This window comes from Sphingomonas sp. S-NIH.Pt3_0716 (genome assembly GCF_003950715.1).
In the GTDB taxonomy this organism is placed as follows: Bacteria; Pseudomonadota; Alphaproteobacteria; order Sphingomonadales; family Sphingomonadaceae; genus Sphingobium; species Sphingobium yanoikuyae_A.
This window is the reverse complement of sequence record NZ_QLJK01000041.1, coordinates 15944-37913: the sequence shown is the minus strand read 5'-3', so window position 1 is coordinate 37913 and position 21970 is coordinate 15944. Positions and strand designations below refer to the sequence as shown.

Annotated in this window: 19 protein-coding genes, 1 tRNA gene and 1 pseudogene; 14 read left to right on the top strand and 7 right to left on the bottom strand. The window is 64.8% G+C overall.

Translation table 11 applies throughout. The annotated features are described in order from the left end of the window. Positions 1–112: 112 nt before the first annotated feature. The 3 genes from BRX37_RS23435 (at position 113) to pncB (ending at position 3513) form a co-directional block, all read left to right on the top strand. A complete protein-coding gene (locus BRX37_RS23435; RefSeq protein WP_318276890.1) occupies positions 113–1360 on the top strand; it encodes a carboxylesterase family protein in 1248 nt (415 codons plus the stop codon). Then, complete coding sequence (locus BRX37_RS23430; RefSeq protein ID WP_125989713.1) at positions 1357–2124, top strand: enoyl-CoA hydratase/isomerase family protein; 768 nt, start codon at positions 1357–1359, stop codon at positions 2122–2124. Before BRX37_RS23435 ends, BRX37_RS23430 begins: the two co-directional genes overlap by 4 nt. Positions 2125–2208: 84 nt before the next feature. Then, positions 2209–3513 carry a nicotinate phosphoribosyltransferase gene (gene pncB, locus BRX37_RS23425; RefSeq protein WP_125989711.1) on the top strand — a complete coding sequence of 435 codons (1305 nt, stop codon included), beginning with the start codon at positions 2209–2211 and terminating at the stop codon, positions 3511–3513. Here pncB and BRX37_RS23420 read toward each other — a convergent pair. The 5 genes from BRX37_RS23420 to BRX37_RS23400 all read right to left on the bottom strand — a co-directional run bounded on the left by BRX37_RS23420 (position 3510) and on the right by BRX37_RS23400 (position 9597). Further along, positions 3510–4520, bottom strand: coding sequence for an alcohol dehydrogenase catalytic domain-containing protein (locus BRX37_RS23420; RefSeq protein ID WP_125989709.1), 1011 nt, complete (start codon positions 4518–4520; stop codon positions 3510–3512). The genes pncB and BRX37_RS23420 overlap by 4 nt on opposite strands. Beyond that, positions 4517–5710: a sulfotransferase family protein gene (locus tag BRX37_RS23415; RefSeq protein WP_125989707.1), complete on the bottom strand. Its 1194-nt coding sequence runs from the start codon at positions 5708–5710 to the stop codon at positions 4517–4519. The genes BRX37_RS23420 and BRX37_RS23415 overlap by 4 nt, the downstream gene beginning before the upstream one ends. Positions 5711–5727: 17 nt before the next feature. Further along, on the bottom strand, positions 5728–6900 hold the full coding sequence (locus BRX37_RS23410; RefSeq protein ID WP_125989705.1) for a hypothetical protein: 1173 nt from the start codon (positions 6898–6900) through the stop codon (positions 5728–5730). 110 nt (positions 6901–7010) lie between these two features. After that, positions 7011–7991 carry a transporter gene (locus BRX37_RS23405; RefSeq protein WP_318276889.1) on the bottom strand — a complete coding sequence of 327 codons (981 nt, stop codon included), beginning with the start codon at positions 7989–7991 and terminating at the stop codon, positions 7011–7013. Positions 7992–8037: 46 nt separating this feature from the next. Then, a complete protein-coding gene (locus BRX37_RS23400; protein WP_125989718.1) occupies positions 8038–9597 on the bottom strand; it encodes an inorganic phosphate transporter in 1560 nt (519 codons plus the stop codon). 199 nt (positions 9598–9796) lie between these two features. Between BRX37_RS23400 and BRX37_RS23395 the strand changes: the two genes are divergently transcribed. The 8 genes from BRX37_RS23395 (at position 9797) to BRX37_RS23360 (ending at position 15959) form a co-directional block, all read left to right on the top strand. Beyond that, positions 9797–11431 carry a Na+/H+ antiporter gene (locus BRX37_RS23395; protein WP_125989703.1) on the top strand — a complete coding sequence of 545 codons (1635 nt, stop codon included), beginning with the start codon at positions 9797–9799 and terminating at the stop codon, positions 11429–11431. Further along, on the top strand, positions 11428–12057 hold the full coding sequence (locus tag BRX37_RS23390) for a TetR/AcrR family transcriptional regulator (RefSeq protein WP_125989701.1): 630 nt from the start codon (positions 11428–11430) through the stop codon (positions 12055–12057). Before BRX37_RS23395 ends, BRX37_RS23390 begins: the two co-directional genes overlap by 4 nt. Before the next feature lie 98 nt (positions 12058–12155). Continuing rightward, complete coding sequence (locus tag BRX37_RS23385) at positions 12156–12938, top strand: sterol desaturase family protein (RefSeq protein WP_125989699.1); 783 nt, start codon at positions 12156–12158, stop codon at positions 12936–12938. A 3-nt stretch (positions 12939–12941) separates the two neighbouring features. After that, positions 12942–13406: a VOC family protein gene (locus BRX37_RS23380; RefSeq protein WP_125989697.1), complete on the top strand. Its 465-nt coding sequence runs from the start codon at positions 12942–12944 to the stop codon at positions 13404–13406. 79 nt (positions 13407–13485) lie between these two features. After that, entirely contained in the window at positions 13486–14349 is an 864-nt protein-coding gene (locus BRX37_RS23375) for an SDR family NAD(P)-dependent oxidoreductase (protein WP_037507118.1), read from the top strand. Positions 14350–14442: 93 nt separating this feature from the next. After that, positions 14443–14958 carry a nitroreductase/quinone reductase family protein gene (locus tag BRX37_RS23370; RefSeq protein ID WP_010338973.1) on the top strand — a complete coding sequence of 172 codons (516 nt, stop codon included), beginning with the start codon at positions 14443–14445 and terminating at the stop codon, positions 14956–14958. A gap of 16 nt (positions 14959–14974) precedes the next feature. Then, positions 14975–15388, top strand: coding sequence for an EthD domain-containing protein (locus tag BRX37_RS23365; protein WP_069338632.1), 414 nt, complete (start codon positions 14975–14977; stop codon positions 15386–15388). Between the two features lie 16 nt (positions 15389–15404). Further along, the gene (locus BRX37_RS23360; RefSeq protein ID WP_125989695.1) at positions 15405–15959 is read left to right on the top strand and encodes a nuclear transport factor 2 family protein; all 555 of its coding nucleotides are present in this window, start codon (positions 15405–15407) and stop codon (positions 15957–15959) included. 175 nt (positions 15960–16134) lie between these two features. Here the strand turns inward: BRX37_RS23360 and BRX37_RS23355 are convergent, their stop codons facing one another. After that, positions 16135–17010: a LysR family transcriptional regulator gene (locus tag BRX37_RS23355; RefSeq protein WP_125989693.1), complete on the bottom strand. Its 876-nt coding sequence runs from the start codon at positions 17008–17010 to the stop codon at positions 16135–16137. Positions 17011–17125: 115 nt separating this feature from the next. Between BRX37_RS23355 and ilvD the strand changes: the two genes are divergently transcribed. Next, positions 17126–18979 (top strand): dihydroxy-acid dehydratase, encoded by a 1854-nt coding sequence (gene ilvD / locus BRX37_RS23350; RefSeq protein ID WP_125989691.1) that lies wholly within the window; start codon positions 17126–17128, stop codon positions 18977–18979. 43 nt (positions 18980–19022) lie between these two features. On the opposite strand, the pseudogene BRX37_RS27690 reads toward ilvD, so the two are convergent. Beyond that, positions 19023–20639: pseudogene (locus tag BRX37_RS27690) on the bottom strand (S9 family peptidase). A 715-nt stretch (positions 20640–21354) separates the two neighbouring features. Between BRX37_RS27690 and BRX37_RS23340 the strand changes: the two are divergent. Both BRX37_RS23340 and BRX37_RS23335 read left to right on the top strand, forming a co-directional pair. Next, positions 21355–21705, top strand: a complete 351-nt coding sequence (locus BRX37_RS23340) for a cupin domain-containing protein (RefSeq protein WP_313392386.1) — start codon at positions 21355–21357, stop codon at positions 21703–21705. A gap of 145 nt (positions 21706–21850) precedes the next feature. Next, a tRNA-Asn gene (locus BRX37_RS23335) sits at positions 21851–21925 on the top strand. Positions 21926–21970 lie beyond the last annotated feature (45 nt).

The window sequence follows — 21970 nt, the reverse complement described above, 5'->3', positions numbered from 1 at the left end:
GCAGCGACACCACCGCAAAGCCTTCAGGGGCAAGACGCGCTCGTTGAAATCGCCCGTTCATGACAGATCCTCCCAGTAAAGCGGGGGAAGGATACCATCACCAGCAGCAAAAGTGATTCAGAGCCAAAATTGCCTGACCCTCAACGTCGCCTCCCCTGACCTTGGCGCCCGCAAATTGCCGGTGCTGTTCGTCGTCCATGGCGGCGCCTATTTCGTCGGCTCGGGTCGGGAGCCGTTCCGCAACGGTATGCCGCCGCTGGTCAAGCAGGGTGTCGTCCTTGTCGCCCCCAATTACCGCATCGGCCGGCTCGGCTTCTTCGCGCACCCGGCGCTGACAAAGGAAGCGCCCAAGGCGACCGCCAATTTCTGGCTGATGGACCAGGTCGCGGCGCTGCGCTGGGTCCGGCAGAACATCGCCCGCTTCGGCGGCGATCCCGACAATGTGACCATCATCGGCTGTTCGGCGGGCGGCTCCAGCATCAATGCGCTGATGGCGACACCGATGGCCAGGGGCCTGTTCGCGCGCGCCAGCGCCCATTCGGCCGGCGGCCTGTTCAACGCCAACCGCCCCCTGCCCCAGGCGCAGGAGCAAGGGCTGGCCTTTGCCCAGCGCACCGGCGTGACCGGCGATGGCGCGCCATCGCTCGCTGCCCTGCGCAGGCTCAGCGTCGCACAGGTGCTGGCCGGCGACAGCGGCGCGCCGGACTTTGGCGCAACCGTCGATGGCAGCTGGCTACCCGCTCCCCTTTCCACCCTGTTCGCAAGGGGCCAGATCGCGCATGTCCCGTTGATCAGCGGATCGACCAGCAACGAAGCCAGCGTCTTTGGCCTGATGGGCTTTGGCCGGGCGGAAATGGCACGGCGCTTCGGCATCGATCTGTCGGCTGTGTCCGCCAGCTACGGCCTGTCCGACGAGGCGGAATTGCTGCGCCAGGTGCAGACCGACTTCCTGTTCACCTCGGCGGCGCTCGGCATGACCCAGTTGGCGGCCCGCGCCGGCCTGCCGACCCGCGCCTATCAGTTCGATTTCGTGTCGCCCGAGCAGCGCAGTTCGAAACCCGGCGCAGACCATTGCGCCGACCGCCTGTTCTGGCTCGGCCAGTCTCCCTCGGCCGATACGGAAAGCCGGGCGCTCGCCAGGACCATGTCGGGCTGGATGCTCAATTATGTGCGGAGCGGCGATCCCAACGGCCCCGGCCTGCCGCCATGGCCCGCCACCCAGGACGGCCGCACTGACCCGCTGGTCATCGGCCAGCATATCGCCGCCACCCCGGACTTCCGCGCCCGCCAGCTCACCCCCTGGTTCGACAAATGGCAGCGGGAAAGCGGTCAGACCTTCGGCTGGACGCCCACGCCATGACCCTTCGGCTGGAGCATGACGGCGCAGTGGCGATCGTGACGCTCGATCGCCCCGACCGGCGCAATGCCTTCACCATGGCGATGCGCGGCGAGATCGCCACGCTGTTCGACGATCTGGCGCAGGATGACGGGGTTCGCGCGGTCGTCCTGACCGGCGCAGGCGGTCATTTCTGCTCGGGCGCCGATACCGGCGAAATGGGCGCCGCCGACAGTGCCGCTTTCCTCAAGCGGATGCGCGCGCTCCACCACATGATCCGCGCCATCATGGCCACGCCCAAGCCCGTCATCGCAGCGGTCGACGGCGTCTGCGTCGGCGCCGGCTGGAGCCTGGCGCTCGCCTGCGACCTGATCCTCGCCAGCCCGAACGCCAGCTTTGCCCAACTCTTCGGCCGGATAGGCTATGCGCCCGACGCCGGTGCCATCTGGCAGTTGACCCGGCTGATCGGCCCGATGCGCGCGAAGGAAATCGTCTATAGCGGCCGGACGCTCGACGCAGACGAAGCGCTCCGACAGGGCCTCATCCTCTCGATCGAGGCGAACCGCCCGGTCCGCGACGCGGCGATCGACCTGGCCGCCCGCATTGCGCAGGGGCCGCCAGTCGCACAGGCGATGAGCAAGCAGTTGTTCGAGGCGACCACGCTATCCTTCGACCAGTTCCTCGACCGCGAGTTCATGGTCCAGCCGCTGCTGGCGACCACCGCCGATCATCGCGAGGGACTGGCCGCAGCGCGAGACAAGCGCGCCCCGAACTTTACCGGCCGATAATCCCTTCATCAGCCTTGCCATCATGATCTCCATGGGGAACGGTGCAGCACGCCCCTGTCAATTTTGCTGTCCATCAGGTTCTTCATGGTCTTCACCGATATCGCCACCCGCACCTACAACCATAATTGGCGGCTCGACCCGATCGTGCGCAGCCTGCTCGACACCGACTTCTACAAGCTGCTGATGCTGCAGATGATCCGGCAGCAGCATCCCGATGTCCAGACCACCTTCAAGCTGATCAACCGCACCCACCATGTGCGCCTGGCCGACATCATCGATGAAGGCGAACTGCGCGCCCAGCTCGATCATGCCCGCTCCTTACGGTTCGGCAAGAAGGAACTGATCTGGCTGGCGGGCAACAGCTTCTATGGCCGGACCCAGATGTTCAGCCCGGATTTCATCGCCTGGCTCGCCGACTTTCGCCTGCCGGAATATGAGCTGCGCCAGGTCGATGGCCAATATGAGCTGCGCTTCCACGGGCTCTGGATCGAGACGATGATGTGGGAGATCCCGGCCCTCGCGATCATCAACGAATTGCGATCGCGCGCGGCGATGAAGGGGCGTGGCCGCTTCGCGCTCGACGTGCTTTACGCCCGCGCCAAAGCGAAATTGTGGGAGAAGGTCGAGCGCCTGAGCGCCCTGCCCGATCTTGTCATCTCCGACTTTGGCACACGCCGTCGCCATGGCTTCCTGTGGCAGCGCTGGTGCGTCGAGGCCCTCAAGGAAGGTCTGGGCGACCGCTTCATCGGCTCGTCCAACGTGCTGCTGGCGATGGATGCCGATCTGGAGGCGATCGGCACCAATGCCCATGAACTGCCCATGGTGCAGGCCGCACTGGCACCGGATGACGCAGCGCTCGCCCGCGCGCCCTATAGCGTGCTGGAACAATGGCAGGCCCATTATGGCGGCAATCTGCGCATCGCCCTGCCCGACGCGTTCGGCACCGCCGCCTTCCTGAAGGACGCGCCGGACTGGGTGGCCGACTGGACCGGTTTCCGCCCCGACAGCGCCCCGCCGATCGAGGCGGGCGAACAGATCATCCGCTGGTGGCAAGAAAAGGGGCGCGATCCGCGCAGCAAGCTGCTGATCTTTTCCGATGGCATGGACGTCGACAGTATCGAGGCGACCTATCGCCATTTCCATGGCCGCGTGCGCATGAGCTTTGGCTGGGGCACCAATCTCACCAATGATTTTCGCGGCTGTGCCCCGTTCGAAACCGATGGGCTCGATCCGATCTCACTGGTATGCAAGGTGGTCGACGCCAATGGCCGCCCGGCGGTCAAGCTGTCGGACAATCCCGCCAAGGCGACCGGTGATCCGACCGAGATCGATCGCTATCTGCGCGTCTTCGGCGGCGACGGGCGAAAGGCAGTCGCCGTCCAGGTCTAGCCACAACGGACATGCACCTTGGTCTCTTCATTGGTCCCGCGCAGCGTCGCCATCATTACCGGCAATTGATCCAGCGTGATCGCGTTGCTGATGATCGCCTTGGGGTCGACATGCCCCTTGTCCATCTGGTCGGCAATGTGGAGGAATTCCGCCATGCGGTAGCCGACGGCAAATTGCAGGCTGGCGCATTTATAGGATGCCAGCGCCGGAATGATCGCATCCGGCGCCGTGCAGAAGCCCAGCGACACGATCCTCCCGAATGGCGCGACATGGTTCACTGCCCGCCCCAGCATCCCGTCCACCCCGACAGCCTCGAACACGATCCGGGGCGCGCCGCCCAGCGCTTCGATCACCTGCCCCTTTTCCTCGTCGCCGAAAGAGAAGAAGGCATCGGCACCCATGGCGATCGCCAGATCACGCCGCCGGTCGGATCGCGACAGGACCACGATCCGACCCGCCCCCAATCGCCGCGCCCAATAGATGGCATAGAGCGCAACCGTGCCACCGCCGAGCACCAGCACCGGGTCTCCGGGACGGATATCGGCGAAACGCGCGCCATACAGGCTGACGGCCAGCGGCTCGATCAGCGCGCCATCGGCCAGGGACAGGGTTTCGGGCAGGGGCACCGCCGCATCGGCCGGCACCACCGCGAATTCGGCAAAGCCCCGCATCGCGCCGCCCGGCTTTGCGCCGCATAATACCGGATTCCCATGCTCCTGGCAGGGACTGCACTGGCCGCAGCCGATCGAGGGCATGACCGCGACCCGGTCGCCAGCCCGAAAGCGATCGACACCCGCGCCGACCTCCACCACTTCGCCGGCATATTCATGGCCGATCTGCACGCCGCGGCCATAATCCCATATGCCGCCCCTCGTCATCGAAAGGTCGGTGCCACAGATGCCGCAGCGGTGGACGCGGATCAGCAATTCCCCCATGGCCGGTCGCGGATCGGGCAGGTCGGCGATGACGATCGGCTGGCCATCGCCCGGATAGATGGCCGCCTTCATCGCCCTGCCTCCGCCAGGTCGAAGCGCGCCACATAATCGCCGAACGCCGACCGCACCTCTTGCGCACTCATGCCATAGTCAGCGATCGAATAGCGATGAACGCCATGCTGCATCTCGGGCTTGTCCGCGATCCGTTGTGCCATGGCCATGCGCGTCGCATCGGGCATCTCCATGCCGATAAAGGTATAGATGCGCTCAAGCACGGCCATGGGCTGCGCATGGAAATCGCCATGGACGATATCGAGCAATTGGCCCGGATGGCGTTTCGCCACCTTTTCCGCCTTGCGCACGGCATGGGACCATTTGGCCGTTTCGCGTGCCAGCATCAGCGCGCCGCGCTCGGCCGCCCGCCCGTCCTCCATCGCGCCATGCCCCGCCATCAGCAGCGATACGAGCGAAGGCAATGCCTTGGCCGGATCGCGATGGGTCTGGATCACCCTTGCATCGGGAAAGACGGCAAAGAGCAGGTCTAGATTTTCGATATGGCCGGGATTTTTGAGCAGCCAGCGCTTGTCCGGGTCGTTGGCGCCGATCAACTGCACACAGCGGCGATAATGGTCATAGCCCGCCGCCTCGCTCTGCGCGCACCACCACGCGTCATAGCTTGCCGCCGACCAGCCGCAGCTCCACAGGTTGGAAACAAAGGACTGGCGCAGCATCATGCAGCATTCATGCACTTCCTCGGCCGCGACATGATGCGCGGCCCGCTTGGCTGGCGCATCGACATAGCGCCGCTCCAGCAAGTCGACCGAACGGCGGAAATCGGCATCGTGCTGCCAGCTTTCGACCGGTGGACGCGGACGCGGCGTATCGAGCAGCCAGCTTTGCAGCCCCTGGAAGCGCGGATCGACCGCCATCAACCGATGCAGCGCCGTGGTCCCGGTGCGTGGCACGCCGGTGATGACGACAGGGCTCAGGATCGGCCGGGCATCGAAGCCCGGATGCGCCTTCATCGCCGCGATCGCACTTGCCCGGCCACGCAGAACACCGACCACATGGCCCCAGGCGGTGCGCCGCCCCGCCGCAGTAAAGCGCGGATCATAATCCATCGACTGGAGCAGCACGCGAAGCCCCGACAGATAATCGTCAGGGCCAAAATCATCATGGCCGGTTTCCGCCGTCACCAGATCGTGCAATTGGTCGAGCGCGGCGGCGAAGCGTAGCGGCGGTTCATATCCGTTCGACATCATTGGCAATCCCCTCCCTTTCACCAGCGCCGCCGACGCTGGCAGGCCCGCACCCGCAGCCGCAACTCCTCGGCGCGCTGCTGCGGCGTGACGATCGGCGTGTCGGCGGGCAAATGGGTGCGCAACGCGTTCAGCTTCACCCGCGTGATGGTCGGCACCGGCGCGCTGTCGCAATCATACCAGCGGCCATAGATGCCGCCTTCGCGATAGCCGGCAGGATCGAGCCAGTTGGGCACGCCGGGGTCTTCCAGCGCGATGACGGCCCGATATTTGCCGTCATGGCTCAGCTTCGCATAATGGCCGTTGCTGCTGGACAGGCGATAGACATATTCCAGCGCGTTGAAATAGGGGTCGTTGAGCTGGATATTCCAGTAGGGCGCACGGGCCGGGATGTCGGTCTCGATGATCAGCGCCTCATCGGCGTCGAACTGGAAGCAGGCCGGCCAGTAGACCTGCTTGGCAAGCGCGCCGGGCATCCGCACCGGCTCGAACCGGTTGAAGCCAACCCGCTCCTTCACGCCATTCTGCATCGGATAATAAAGCCGCGTCTTGCGACCGGGGAACTTTGCCATTTCCCGGATGCGCGCGACAATCTCCTCCGGCGAAAGGCGCGGCTTGGGCGGTACCGGATCCAGACATTCGATCGTCAGTTGCGGATCGACCTCGTTCAGCCAGTCATAGCTGCGATAGCGCACCATCAGCCCGCCCGCCTGGGGATCGATCGGCGCCCATTTGCCAGCATAGCCCGCCGGGCGCCGGGCGCTCAGGATCAGTTCGAAATGCTCCCCCGGCTCCAGCCCCAGATCGCTGTCGTCCACCTCATGATGGCCATTGGGGCGAGGCATTTCATCGACCGTGCCGGACAAGGCCCTTTGGGTGGTGAAGCTCAATATCTTGCAACTGCCCCGATTGCCGGCGATGCGGTAGGTCAGATCCCCGCGGATCGGCGACTGGAGGTAGATATCGTCCGGATTGGGCTGGAGCGTATAGACCGGGTTCCACAAGGGGGCCCAATCGGGATGCTCCGGCGTGGCATGGAAATAGGCGAAATAGGCATAGGACAGGCTGGTCATCGTCTGGCGATAGACGTCGGCGCGATAGGCCGGATCGTCGGGGCGCCAGGTGTCGCCAAGATTGGCGACCGCACTCTCCAGATCAGTCAGATAGGCCAGGATGTCGGGTTCGATGATCATGATGGCATGCCTCTCCTCTGCCACTGGCGGGCAGCATATAGATAGTATTCACTATCATTTGATTTTAGGAGAGGCCCCGGCCCAAGATCGTCGGCGCGATGGATCGCGGTTCAGCGCCGCATGAACCCCATCCAGCGCAGGAGGCAATAGCTGACGCCAGCAGCCCCCGCCGCGACCAACGTCGCCGTCAGCGTGCCGTGCGAGGCACTGGCAAAGGGCATGCCCCCGGTGTTCATGCCGAACAGTCCGGTGACCAGTGTCGCCGGCAGCATCAGTGCGGTGATGATCGACAGGATGTAGAGATTCTGGTTGGTCCGTTGCGCCGCCTGTATGTCCAGTTCGTCGCGCAGCAGCCGTAATTGCGCTTGGCCCTCCAATATGTCGGCGTCCAGCGCCTGCAGCCGCTGGGTCAGCTTCTCGACGGTGGGCAGCAGCGCGTCGGGCAGTTCCTCGTCCCGTTCCAGCCGCTGGAACACGCCGCGCGCGCCCGACAGCAACCGATGCAGTTGCGCGAGCCGGCGACGAATGCCGACCAGGTCGCGCGGCTGGGGCGGATGATGCCCCTCCAGAAAGGCGTCCTCAGCGCGCTGGATGTCCGCCGACAGGGTGCGGCTGATATCGGCGATATTCTCGGCAATGGCGCCGACCAGCAGGTCCAGCGCCTGCGCCCCGCCGATCACGCCCTTCGTCCGCTCCAGCCGATGGCGCGCGATGTCGGCGCAGCGCAGCGGATGCAGCCGGGTGGTCAGCATCAATGTCGGCGTCAACGCCATGCGCAGCGCACCCACCCGCGCGGTATCCGCCACATCGAAGTCCCGCTCGAAATCATGCAGGACGCAGCCAACCGTGTCGCCATCGACCAGCGCCCGCTGATGCGTATCGGGCGACAGGATCAGTTCGCGCACCGCCTCGGGCAGCATCGCCGCACCCTCAATCCATTGCCGCGTGCCGTGATCGGCGAGGTTCAGGTGCAGCCAGCGAAAGCCTCCCGTCGCCCCGCCATCGCAATGATCCACCGGCCTGATCGCCTCAGGCGCGAAGTCCAGCCCCCAGATCAGCCCCGGCCCCATGCCCGGAACCGGTAATATCATGGGGATCAGCGGGTCGTTCCGGTCGCCGATATGCCGCTCCTGTCGATCAGAAGATCTGCGCGAAGACCATATATAGCAGCCCTGCGAGCAGGATCGAACAGGGCAATGTCAGCACCCAGGCCATCAGCAGGTTGCGTACTGTCGCCATCTGCAGACCCGATCCATTGGCCGCCATCGTGCCTGCCACGCCCGACGACAGAACATGGGTGGTCGACACCGGCAGGCCCATATGGTCCGCGCCAAAGATCGTCGCCATCGCCACCAGTTCGGCCGAGGCACCCTGCGCATAGGTGAGGTGCGTCTTGCCGATCTTCTCGCCCACCGTGACCACGATTCGCCGCCAGCCGACCATGGTGCCCAGCCCCAGCGCAAAGGCGACGGCGATCTTCACCCAGGTCGGAATGAAGCGGGTGCCGGCATCGAGCGAGCCCTTGTAGGTCATCAGCGCCGTCATCTTCGCTTCGGAAAGCCCCGCCGCCTTTTCCTTGCCCAGACGCTTGATCGCTTCGGAGGCCAGGTACATGTCGTTGCGGATGTTGGACACGGCAGCGGCCGGCACCTGCGCCAGCGATCCATAATTCATCACCTGCCGATCGACATCGGCGATCAGCACCGACAGCGCCGGCATGGTCGTGTCGGCAAAGCGCTTGTCAGCGATATAGCGCGTGACCTGCGCGCGCGCCTCGATCGGCTGCATCATGGCACGCGCACGCTGGCCTAGCGCCGCCGTGGCGGCAATCGAATTGGCGTGGAATTCGGTGGTATAGCGCGCCGGCACCGCGCGGTTGAGCGCATAGGCGGTCGGCACCGTGCCGATCAGGATCAGCATGATGAGGCCCATGCCCTTCTGCCCGTCATTGGAACCATGGGCGAAGCTGACGCCGGTGCAGGTGAAGATCAGCAGCGCACGGATCCACAATGGCGGCGGCATGCCATTTTGCGGCTCGCGATAGAGCGCCTTGTTGCGGACCAGGACTTTCATCGCCACGAACAGCAGCGCCGCCAGGCCAAAGCCGATCAGCGGCGAGAAGAGCAGCGCCTGGCCGATTTCGGTCGCCTTGCTCCAGTCGACGCCCGACGTGCCGCTCTTGCCGTGCAGCAGCGCATTGGCGACGCCGACGCCGATGATCGATCCGATCAGCGTGTGCGAGCTGGACGACGGGATACCCAGCCACCAGGTGGCGAGGTTCCACATGATCGCCGCGATCAGCAGCGCGAACACCATGGCGAAACCGGCGCTGGACCCGACTTGCAGGATCAGTTCGACCGGCAGCAGCGACACGATACCGAACGCTACTGCGCCGGTCGACAGCAGCACGCCAAGGAAATTGAAGAAACCGGACCAGACCACCGCGATATTGGCTGGCATTGCATTGGTGTAGATCACCGTCGCGACCGCATTGGCGGTGTCGTGGAAGCCGTTCACGAATTCGAAGCCGAGCGCGATCAGCAGCGCCAGGAACAGCAGCAGGAAGGGCAGATAGGCGGTCGGTGCCACGCCCACCGCCGTCGCATCGCTATAGACGCTGTAGACGACATAGATCAGCGCGGCGATGATGGCGGCGCCAAAGCCGATCGAGCCGGCCATGCCCAGCCCCTTGTCCATCTCGGGCCGACGTGCCCCGCCAATTGCCACGCTTGCATTCATCGAATCGTCCCCGAACGGCAAATAATGTTAACCCTCTAGGTCCGCTGCATGACAGCCGCGTTGCGGTGCTGAAATTGAAGGAAAATTCGCGCCCGGCGCTTGCCCATCGGCAATCCGTCCGCCTAGGGTCGCCCGACACATAAGTTGGAGCGAAGATTTGGACGTCATTTCGGTCGTATTATTCCTGTTGCTGGCTGTCGTCGTCAGTGGCGCCTTGTCGCGCATGATGCCGATTTCCATCCCGACACCTCTTGTCCAGATCGCCCTTGGCGCGATCATCGGCCTGTCGACATCGCACAGGGTCGCGCTCGATCCCGAAATATTCCTGCTCTTGTTCCTGCCACCTCTGCTGTTCCTCGATGGCTGGCGCATTCCCAAGGATGAACTGCTCAAGGACGCCTCGACCGTGGTCGAACTGGCGCTGGGACTGGTGCTGACCACCGTCATCGGCATGGGCTTCTTCATCAACTGGATGATCCCGGCGATGCCGCTCGCCGTCGCCTTCGCGCTCGCCGCCGTGGTCTCGCCGACCGATCCGATCGCCGTGTCCGCCATCGCCGCGCGCGTGCCCATTCCCAAGCGCATGATGCACATCCTCGAAGGGGAATCGCTGCTCAACGACGCATCCGGCCTGGTCTGCCTGCGCTTTGCCATTGCCGCAGCGCTGACCGGCAGCTTCTCCGCCGGCGATGCTGCACTCAACTTCCTCTGGCTGGCCTTTGCCGGCATCGCGATCGGCGTCGGCGTCACGCTGGTCGTGTCACGCGCCAAGGCCTGGGTCACGCGCCGCTGGGGCGAGGAAACCGGGTCGCAGATCCTGGTCAGCCTGCTGATCCCCTTCGGCTCCTATATCCTGGCCGAACATGTCCATGCCTCCGGCATCCTGGCCGCCGTCGCCGCGGGCGTGACCATGACCTTCGCCGAAATCTCGCGCGAGGCGATGGCCGAAACCCGCATGCGCCGCAATTCGGTGTGGGACACGATCCAGTTCACGCTCAACGGCATCATCTTCGTGCTGCTGGGCGAACAATTGCCCGGCATCCTTGCCGAAGCGAAGCGCACGGTGGCGCTGACCGGCCATAGCGAACCCGGCTGGCTGGCACTCTACACAGTCGCGATCGTCGTCGGCCTCGCTGCGCTGCGCTTCCTGTGGGTGTGGCTGTCGCTGCGCTTCACCATCCTGCGCAACCAGTATCGCGGCGTCGATGGTCCGCGCCGGCCCAACTGGCGGCTGGTGGCGGCGACATCGTTCGCCGGTGTGCGTGGTGCCATCACCCTTGCCGGTGTGCTCACCCTGCCGCTTGCGCTCAACGACGGCACGCCCTTCCCCGCGCGCGATCTTGCCATCTTCCTGGCCGCCGGGGTCATCATCCTGTCGCTGATCCTGGCCAGTGTCGCCCTGCCGCTGCTGCTCAAGAATCTCGACATGCCGGCCGAAGCCAACAAGGCCGCGGAAGAGGACGCCGCCCGCATCGTCACCGCCGAGGCAGCGATCCAGGCGATCGAGCGGCATCAGCATGAACTGGCCGAAACCCATGGCCATGCCGAACGCTATGCCGAGGCTGGTGCCCGCGTGATGGACCTGTATCGCGAACGGATCGAAGCGCTGGGCGCGACCGAGGCCGATGATCTTCGCGCGCAGGGCGCCCTGTTCCGCGACTTCCGCATGATCGGCGTCGCGGCTGAACGCGCCGCGCTCCTCACCCTACTGCGCAGCCGCAAGATCGGCAGCGAGGTCGGGCGCAAGCTCACCCGTGAGCTTGACCTGTCTGAAGCGCGCCTGCGCACATGAGCGGGGACAAGGCTGACAAGCCAGCCCGGCGGCCGCGCCGATCCTCGGCGGAGGTCGCCAGCCGACTGATCCTGGCAGCGCAGGATGAATTTCGCCGCCATGGCTATGCCGGCGCGACGACCGCCGCGATCGCCCGCGCCGCCGACACGACCGAAGCGCAACTGTTTCGCAGCTTTGCGTCCAAGGCCGCCCTGTTCCAGGAAGCGGTGTTCCGCCCGCTCAGCCAGCATCTCGAACGCTTCAATGCGGATCATCCGGTGCCGCAGGACGATGCCAGCCGGGCTGACACCGCGCGCCTCTACATCGCCGAACTGCAACGCTTCGTCACCGAGCATGAGGCGCTGCTGCGGGCGATGATGCTGGCCGGAGGCCCGGCGGGGGACAGCGGCAATCCGATCGAGAGCCTGGCCGCCTATTTCGAGCAGGGCGCCGCCGTCCAGTCGGCCCGGATCGAGGGTACGCCCCGCGTCGATCCACGCCTGATGGTCCGCGCCGCCTTTGCCGCGGTGCTCGCCAATCGGCTGTTTCGCGACTGGCTCTATCCGGCGGGCCTGGCGGACGATGCCAGCATCGACGCTGCGATCGCCGATTTCGTGCTGGACGGGATCAACGCCAATCGCGGCTGAGCGCCCGCCCGCATTTCCAGCCTATGTGTCAGCGCCGACAAAATCCCCGGCCTATCCCGTGATAGCAGGCCCTTCTGTCTGCAACGGGAAGGACCGGCGTGCTGGAATATCTGGGAAAGGGCGAGCATCTTCTCTCGCTATGGCTTGGCCTGTTTGTCGCGACCGGGATCGGCGCCGGCATCGTCAGCGGCTATTTCAAGGCGCGCAAGATCCAGCCGCGCGGCTTCAAGTGGAAGATTTTCCGGAACGAGGCCGGCTTTGCCGTCATCAACCTCGCCATCACCGGCTTGCTGCTCTGCACGATCAAGACCAAGCTGGTCGAAGTAGGCGCGATCAGCTTCAACCCGGCGCCCGCCGCCTGGTGGATGATCGCGCTCGAATATGCGCTCTATTTCTTCCTGTTCGACACTTATTTCTATTGGCTGCACCGCTGGATGCACAAGGAACCGGTCTATAGCTGGGTCCACAAGCTGCATCACAAGTCGACCTCCCCCAACCTGCTCACCACCCTGTCGGTCAGCCCGCTGGAATCGCTGATCAATGGCGGCTTCGTGCCGCTGTTCCTGACCGTCTTCACTGTCCATGATGCGACCGTCGCGCTGATCGTGCCGACCAACATCATCATGGGCCTCTATGTCCATTCCGGCTATGAGATGCTGCCGCGCTGGTGGAACCGCAGCTGGGCGACCAAATGGTTCATCTCCGCCACCTTCCACGATCAGCATCATCGCTATTTCACCGGCAATTTCGGTGGCTACACGACGATCTGGGACCGGCTGTGCGGCACCATGCGTCCGAAGTTCGAGGCCGATTTCGACAAGATCAAGCAGCGCCGCAAAGCAGACGACGCCCCGGTTAGCACCGCCAGCGAAACTGCCTGATCCATGCGCGACATCGCCCTTCTGCTCGCCCTGCTGCCCGTTGGCGCGGCCCCGCTTCATGCCCAGACGGCGCTGCCGGTCGGCGCGACCCTGATGGCGCCCGGCCTGCCCGTGGCCAATCTCGACAAGGCGCTGCGCTTCTATCAGGTCGCGCTCGGCCTTGTCCCTGCCACCACGCTGCAACATGGGCCAGTGACCGAAGTCATGCTCTGCGCCGATGGCAAGGGCGGCCGGCTGACCCTGATCCTGCTGTACGACAAGGCGCAGAAGGCGCCACCGGCCAACAGCGGCATCGCCAAGATCGTCCTGCGCGTGCCCGACCTGTCGGGGGTTGCATCGCGCATGCAGGCGGCGGGCTATCCGGTCGGTGCGATCCGTGCCTCGGGCAAGGGGCCGGCCATATTGATGATCCATGATCCCGACGGCCATGAACTGGAACTGGTCGGCAATCCGCCGAACCCGGCCTAACGCCAAAGCGATATCTCCGCCCCCTGCATGGTCAGGTGCGGGTGGCCTGGGTTAGCCCGATGCCTCAAGGAGAGAATGGATGAGCCAGACACCCAAAGTCGCGGTCGTCACCGGCGCCAGTCGCGGCGCGGGCCAGGGCATTGCCACCGCGCTCGGCCAGCATGGCTGCATCGTCTATGTCACCGGGCGCTCGGAAAAGGCCGGCGACGCCCCCCTGCCCGGCACCATCTACGAAACCGCCGCCGCCGTGACGGCCGCCGGCGGACAGGGCATCGCCGTGCGCGTCGACCATGGCGATGACGACCAGACCCGCGCGCTGTTCGACCGGGTGCGCGCCGAACAGGGGCATATCGACATATTGGTCAATAATGTCGCCGCCATCCATGACGAACTCACTTTGCCCGGCCGCTTCTGGGAAAAGCCGCTGAAGCTGGCCGACATCATCACCGTCGGCATCCGCAGCTCCTATGTTGCCAGCTATCATGCCGCACCGATGATGGTCGATCGCGGCCAGGGGCTGATCGTCTTCACATCGGGGTCGGGCGCCTCCCATTATGTCTATGGCCCCGGCTATGGCGCGCACAAGGTCAGCCAGGACAAGATGGCGGCCGACATGGCCGTCGACCTGCGCGATACCGGCGTCACCGCCCTGTCGATCTGGATGGGCGCGCTGCGCACCGGGCGCCTGCTGCAATTGATCGCGTCGGACCCGGCCAAATATGCCTATTTGGAAAAGATGGTCGAAACGCCCGAGTTCACCGGCCATGTCATCTGGGCGCTGTCGCAGGATCCGGCGTTGGCGGACCATGCCGGCCAGACGCTGATCGGCGCGGAACTGGCCGAACATTATGGGCTGCGCGACGTGGGCGATCGCCAGCCCCCCTCCTATCGGCAAAGCTATGGCGTCGCGCCGCTGCCGCAATATGACCGGATCATCCGCTGATCCGACGTGGCAAGCATCGCCATGGCGACGCCCTTTTCAGGTCCGTCGGGCGCCCGGCTGGTTTACACCGAAGTTGACAGAGAGGAGGCCGTCATGAGCGACGACAGTTCCGCCGCCATCCGCGACACGCGCAAGGACTGGATCAGCGAGCATCGCGACATGTATCTGCGATCGGGCGGGGCGCAGGGCCATATCATGGACATCACCGCCGTCGGCGGCCATGGTTTCACCACCCACTGCATGATCCGCTATACCGGCCGCAAGAGCGGCAAGACCTTCATCACCACCCTCATCTATGGCGATATCGGTGGCGAAGTGGTGATCGTCGCGTCCAAGGGCGGCGCCGACCATCATCCCGCCTGGTATCTCAACATCCGCGACAGCGAGACGGTCGACTTCCAGGTCGCGACCCAGGCCTTCCGCGCGACCTGGCGCGAGCCGCAGGGCGAGGAACGCGATCGGGTCTGGGCCTTCATGTGCCAGGTCTTCCCGGCCTATGCCGGCTATCAGCAGTCGACCGACCGCCTGATCCCGCTGGTGATGATGAAGGCGATCGAACCGATCGACGGCTTCAAGGCGTCGGACGCCACCGGCGAACGGCAATATTGAGCGCGGGAGGAGAGCCATGATCAAGCAGATCGTCTTCCTCAGGAAGCGCGACGACCTCTCCATGGACCAGTTCATGGACTATTATGAGAACCAGCATTCGCGCCTGTCGCAGAAGATGGGCGCCAAGCCGGCTTTGCCCAACGCCCAGCGCTATGTCCGCCGCTATGTCACGCCCCAGCCCAACCCGCTGACCGGCGAGATCATTCATCCCGGCTATGACTGCATCATGGAAATATGGTGGAACAGCCTGGCCGATTATCAGGCCGCGATGAAGGGCCTGTCAGACCCTGCGATGCTCGACATCCGCAAGGCCGACGAACTGCAACTCTTCGCCAGCAACAGCAACCCCGTCTGCCTGGTCGAGGAACATGACAGCCCGATGGGGCCGAATGGCGAGATGATGCAGGTGCAACTGGTGCCGCAGGGCTGAAAGGGAAAAGCTGGAGATGGACCTCGAACAGGAAGTCGCCGCGCTGCGCGCCACCGTGCGCGACCTGCAGGACCGGCAGGCGATCCGCGATTGCATCCTGCGCGAATGCCGCGGACGCGACCGTCAGGATGTGGACATCATCAACAGCTGCTGGTGGGAGGATGGCGTGGACGAACATGGCCCCATCATCACCCGCGCGCCCGACTATGCGGCGCGGGCCAATATGGGCCATGGCAAATTCTTCCTGTCGACCAGCCATAATATCACCAACCATCTGTGCGAGATCGACGGCGACACCGCCTATTGCGAAAGCTACACGGTCGGCGGCCTGTTCTGGCAGGATGGCAAGACCACGACGATCGCCTTTGGCCGCTATATCGACCAGTTGGAGCGGCGCGGCGGCGAATGGCGGCTGCTTACCCGTCGCTGCACGATCGAGATGACCGCCGACACCGATGCGAGCTGGGTCTATTCCGCCAATGTGAAGGGCTTCCTCAAGCCCCACTGGAGCAGGGAAGATGCCTCCTACCAGCGCCCCGTCGTCGCCTCGACCCAGGGCGAACGCTGGTAGCCCGGCGTGGCGAATTTCAGCACTAAAGCGCCCCCGCAGAAAAATTCTGCTTGCTTCACATAAGGTTCATGGACCGGACCTATAGATGTGGCTGTCACTTCTTTCCCCCCTTGGAGTGACACCTCCCTGAACCTCGGCCCCGTCGCATCCCTTGTGCGGCGGGGTCTCTTTCTGTTCAGGCCATGGCGCGGGCGACGCCCAGCAGTCCCGCCAGCGTCGCGCCGTCATCGTCCCGCCGCCAGGCAAGGCCAGTCTCCAGGATCGGCGCATCCTGCAGGTCGAGATAGCGCACCCCAGTCCGCGCGAGGTTGCGCAGCGACGCCGGCACCAACGCGATGCCCATGCCCGCCGACACCAGGCTGATGATCGTCTGCATCTGGATCGCCTCCTGCCGGATCAGCAGCGGCTGCCCCCGCCCGGCCAGATAGCCGCTCACCAGATCATGAAAGGCCGGCGCCACCCGGCGCGGAAACAGGATCAGCGGTCGGTCGAGAAAAGGAACGCCCTGCGCCTGCTCATCGGCCACCCAGCCCTCCGGCACGGCCACGACCAGCGGTTCGCGCAATAGCGGCATATAGGCGAGCGCGTCGGGTAGCGCGCCATCGGGCGCGATCAATATGCCCGCATCATTCACCCCGTCGATCAGATCGGCAATCTGCACGTCGCTGGTCGCCTCGGTCAGTGCGATCTCCACCTCCGGGAAACGGGCGGCATAATCGCGCACGAGCGCCGGCAACAGGCTATAGTCGGCGGTGCTGACGAAGCTGAGGCCGATCTGCCCCGCGCTGCCGTCGCGCAGGCGGCGGGCGATGTCCGGCAGCGCGCTCACCGCCTCCACCGCCGGACGGACATGCTCCAGCCATTGCCGGCCAAAGGCGGTCAGCGCGACATTGCGCTTCGACCGGGTGAAGAGCGGCGCGCCCAGCTCCCGCTCCAGCGCCAAGATCGACTGGCTGAGCGGCGGCTGGGTCATGCCCAGGCGCTGCGCCGCCTGGCCGAAATGCAGTGTATCGGCAACAGCCAGAAAATGACGCAGCGGGCGAAGGTCCATGGCAATAAAGTCTCCTTGCGACCTTATATCGCTTCAATAATATATTTCACAACCTTTGCGCAAAGGCGTAGGGGGCAGCCATTGCAGGGAAACAAGATTACAGGAACGGCGCAAAATGCCTCATTATCGTTCACGCACCAGCACCCACGGCCGTAACATGGCGGGCGCGCGCGGCCTCTGGCGCGCCACCGGCATGAAGGACGAGGATTTCGGCAAGCCGATCATCGCCATTGCCAATTCATTCACCCAGTTCGTGCCCGGCCATGTCCATTTGAAGGATCTGGGCCAGTTGGTCGCGCGCGAGATCGAGGCGGCCGGCGGCGTCGCCAAGGAATTCAACACCATCGCGGTCGATGACGGCATCGCCATGGGTCATGACGGCATGCTCTATTCGCTGCCCAGCCGCGATCTGATCGCCGACAGTGTCGAATATATGGTCAATGCCCATTGCGCCGACGCGCTGCTGTGCATTTCCAACTGCGACAAGATCACGCCGGGTATGCTGATGGCCGCGATGCGCCTCAACATCCCCGTCATCTTCGTGTCCGGCGGGCCGATGGAGGCCGGCAAGGCGGACATCCGGGGCAAGACCGTGGCGCTCGACCTGGTCGATGCGATGGTCGTCGCCGCCGACGAAAATTACAGCGACGAGGAAGTCGCCGCGATCGAAAAGGCGGCCTGCCCCACCTGTGGCAGTTGCTCGGGCATGTTCACCGCCAATTCGATGAACTGCCTGACCGAAGCGCTGGGCCTGTCGCTGCCGGGCAATGGCTCGATCCTGGCCACCCATGCCGATCGCGAGAAGCTGTTCCGCGAGGCCGGCCACACCATCGTCGATCTCGCCCGCCGCTGGTATGAGCAGGATGACGCGTCCGCCCTGCCCCGCAACATCGCCTGCCATGCCGCCTTCGAAAATGCGATGAGCCTGGACATCGCCATGGGCGGTTCCACCAACACGGTGCTGCACCTGCTCGCTGCCGCGCATGAGGGCGGCGTCGATTTCTCGATGGCCGATATCGACCGGCTGTCGCGCCGCGTGCCCTGCCTGTGCAAGGTCGCCCCGGCCAAGCAGGACGTGCATATGGAGGATGTCCACCGCGCCGGCGGCATCATGGCGATCCTGGGCCAGCTCGAACGCGCCGGCCTGCTCGACACCAGCCTGCCGACCGTCCACGCCACCACCATGGGCGAGGCGATCAACCGCTGGGACATCAGCCGCACCAACAGCGAGGCGGTGCAGGAATTCTTCAAGGCGGCGCCCGGCGGCGTGCGCACCACCCAGGCCTTCAGCCAGAATAACCGCTGGAAGGAACTGGACATGGATCGCCAGACCGGCGTGATCCGCAGCGCCGAACATCCCTTCTCCAAGGATGGCGGCCTGGCCGTGCTGTTCGGCAATCTGGCGCCCGAGGGCTGCATCGTGAAGACCGCCGGCGTCGACGACAGCATCCTGACCTTCCACGGCACCGCGCGCGTCTATGAAAGCCAGGACGCGGCGGTCGCCGGCATCCTGGGCAATGAAGTCAGGGCGAACGACGTCGTCGTCATCCGCTATGAAGGGCCCAAGGGCGGCCCCGGCATGCAGGAAATGCTCTATCCTACCAGCTATCTGAAGTCGAAGGGGCTGGGCAAGGCCTGCGCGCTCATCACCGACGGGCGTTTTTCCGGCGGCACGTCGGGCCTGTCGATCGGCCATGTCTCGCCCGAGGCGGCCGAGGGCGGCCTGATCGCGCTGGTCGCGACCGGCGACCCGATCCTGATCGACATCCCCAATCGCGGCATCCAGCTGCTGGTCGACGATGCCGAACTGGCCAGGCGCCATGAGGAGATGGTGGCGCGCGGCAAGAAGGCGTGGAAGCCGTTCGGCCGCAAGCGCAACGTCTCGCCCGCCCTGCGCGCCTATGCGGCGCTCACCACCAACGCCGCGCGCGGCGCGGTGCGCGACGTCAGCCAGGTCGAAAAGGACTGATGGAAAAAGGCCCGGTCGTCCATCGACCGGGCCTTTTCTTTGCTTATTGCGCCTTGGCCGCCTCGGGGGCGGCGATCGGGCCGCCCTTCACTTCCGGCGCGCCTTTCAGATAATGGGCCAGCCAGCCCTGCACCTCGCGGTAGAATTGGCGGCTATCCTCCGGCTTGGTGATCCAGTGCCAGGCATCGGGGAAGATCAGCAGGCGGCTGGGCACCTGCATCCGCTGCAAGGTCGACCAGGTTTCCAGCGTGTTCGCCAGCGGCACGCGGAAATCGCGCTCACCCGCCGTCAGCAGCATCGGCGTCTTCCAGTCCTTGCCATAAGTGATCGGGCTCTGGTCGCGCCACACCGGGCTGTCGCCCCAGGGCGGACCGCCGCTCGCCACTTAGCGGCCATAGTTGAAATCGCTGGTGCCCCACTGGGTCAGCAGGTCGACTTCGCCGGCATGGCTGACGATGCACTTGTAGCGAGTGGTGGTCGCCTCCATCCAGTTGGCGAGATGGCCACCATAGCTGGCGCCGCCGATGCAGGCATTGGCCGTGTCGATGAAGGCATAGCGCTTGCCGGCCTCATCCACCGCCTGGTTGATCTCGTTCGCCGGGCCACGCAGCGGGTCCAGCTTGATCGCGCGCGAGAAGGCCTCACCATAGCCGGTCGAGCCGGTATAGTCGGTCATCAGCACGACATAACCGGCGCTCGCGAGCAGGTGATAATTCCAGCGCAGGCCGATCTGGTCCATGTTGGACGATGCCGGGCCGCCATGCATCAGCACCATCAGCGGATATTTCTTCGCCGGGTCGAACGCCGGGGGCGTGACGATCATGTTGTGGATGCGCCGGCCCTTGTCGGTGGTGAACCAGAAATGGTCCGGGCTGGCCCAGTCGATCGTCGCAGCGAGCGCCGTGTTGACGTTGGTCAGGTTCTTGTGCCGCTTGGCCGCCGGGTCGATCCGCACGATTTCCGCCGGGTTCACCGAACTGCCATAGCTGGCGATGATCTGCGTCGATTTGGCATCCGACGGAATGTCGATCCCGGCATAGCCGCCAACCTTGGGCGCGATCACCAGTTCGGGCGTGCCGCCGCTCACGGGCACACGATAGAGATTTTCCATCCCCGCGTCCGGCACGGTCAGATAGAGGCTGCGGCTGTCAGGCGTCACGGCATAGCTGTCCACCGCGCGATCGAATCCGCCGGTCAGCAGCGTCGCTGCCCCGCCCGCCGGCCAGGCAACCCGGTGCAGCTTGGCCATGTCATAGACCTCCTGCCCCTGCGTGTTGAACTGGAAGATCAGGCTCTTGCCGTCCGGCGTGAACTTCATGTCGCCATATTCACCCGGCGTCGGCGTCACCAGCACCGGCTCACCGCCGTCGGCCGGCATGCGATAGAGGCCGAAATTGACGCGGGCATGGGCCGCATTCCAGCGCTCGGTGGTGGCGGTGAAGACGATCTCCTTGCCGTCCGGGCTCCAGACCGGCGCCAGCGTCATGCCGCCGTCGCTCTGGGCATTGCCGCCAAAGCCATCGGCCTGCGCCAGCTTGGTGGCGGACAGGATATCGCGCGCCGGCGCGCCTTCCGCCAGCGGCTGGAGCCACAGGCTCGGCCGCTTGTCGTCCAGCCAGTCATTCCAGTAGCGGATCGGGAAATGCTCATAGACGCGCATATTATATTTGCGCGCCTTGCGTTCCTCGGCCGCCTTCTTGTTGGCGGCGGCGTCCATCGCGCCGGGATAGACCGCGCTTTCGAACAGGATCGCCTGGCCATCGGGCCGCCAGATCGGCTTGCCCGCGCCGGTCGGGATGCTGGTCACGCGGCGGGCTTCACCACCGGCCAGGTCCAGCACATAGATTTGCGCGACATCGTCGCCCTCGCGCTTGGCGGAAAAGGCGATGCGGCGGCTGTCGGGGGCCCAGGCCGGATCACCCTCGCCCGCCTTCGTCGCGGTCAGGCGGCGCGGCGCGGCCGATCCGTCGGCCGGCACGATCCACAGGTCGCTGATCGCACCATCCTTCTCATAGGAAGGTTCGCTGAGCGCATAGACCACCCATTTGCCGTCCGGGCTCGCCACCGGCGCGCCGACGCGCTTCATCATCCACAGCGTTTCGTGGGTCAGCACCTGCTTGGGCTGCGCGATTGCCGGCGCGGCGCAAGCGCCCGCCACCATTGCCGCCGACAGCAGCAAACGGGATATCATTGTCACGGTATCAAACCCCTGTTCTGACATTGGGCCGAACGGCCAGGCCGCATGGTCAGCACGATAGGCGCAGGATTTCAAGCAACAAGCGCGGCGACAACGGAGATGACACGCCCGTCCCACAGGCTGCCGCCCCGGTAAAAACCCCCATTTCCAATTTTCCGCCAATCGGCATCATGCGCCGATGACATGCCCACCTCCTGCATTGCCGGTCGATGCGCCGACCAACCTGCTCGATATCCCGTCCGGACATGAGGCCGAGGAACTGTTCGAGGATATAGTGTCGATGCCGGGCGTGCGGATCGAACGGATCATATCCCACGGCCACAGCACACCGCCGGAGCGCCCCTATGTCCAGCATTGGGATGAATGGGTGCTGGTGCTGACCGGGACCGCCGAACTGCTGCTGGAAGGGATCGGCACCTATCGCCTGGAACCGGGGGATCATCGGCTGATTCGCGCGGGCATCCCGCACCGCGTCACCCATACGGACGCGCCGACCATCTGGCTTGCCATCCACATCGGCGAAGCCTGAAAAATCGGCGGGAAAGGACGAAAATGCGCCCGTTCCGCAAGCGCATGCATATGCACAGATTTTTTTCAGGAATGGCAAAAGCAGCGCTTGCCATTTGGGACAAGCCGCTGCATATGCGCGGCCTGCCCGGCGCAAGCGGGGCTGCTCCCCGATAGCTCAGCGGTAGAGCATTCGACTGTTAATCGAATGGCCGTAGGTTCGAATCCTACTCGGGGAGCCACTATTTCAGCCCTTGGCAAGGCCGGGCTAGCTCCAGATAATACGA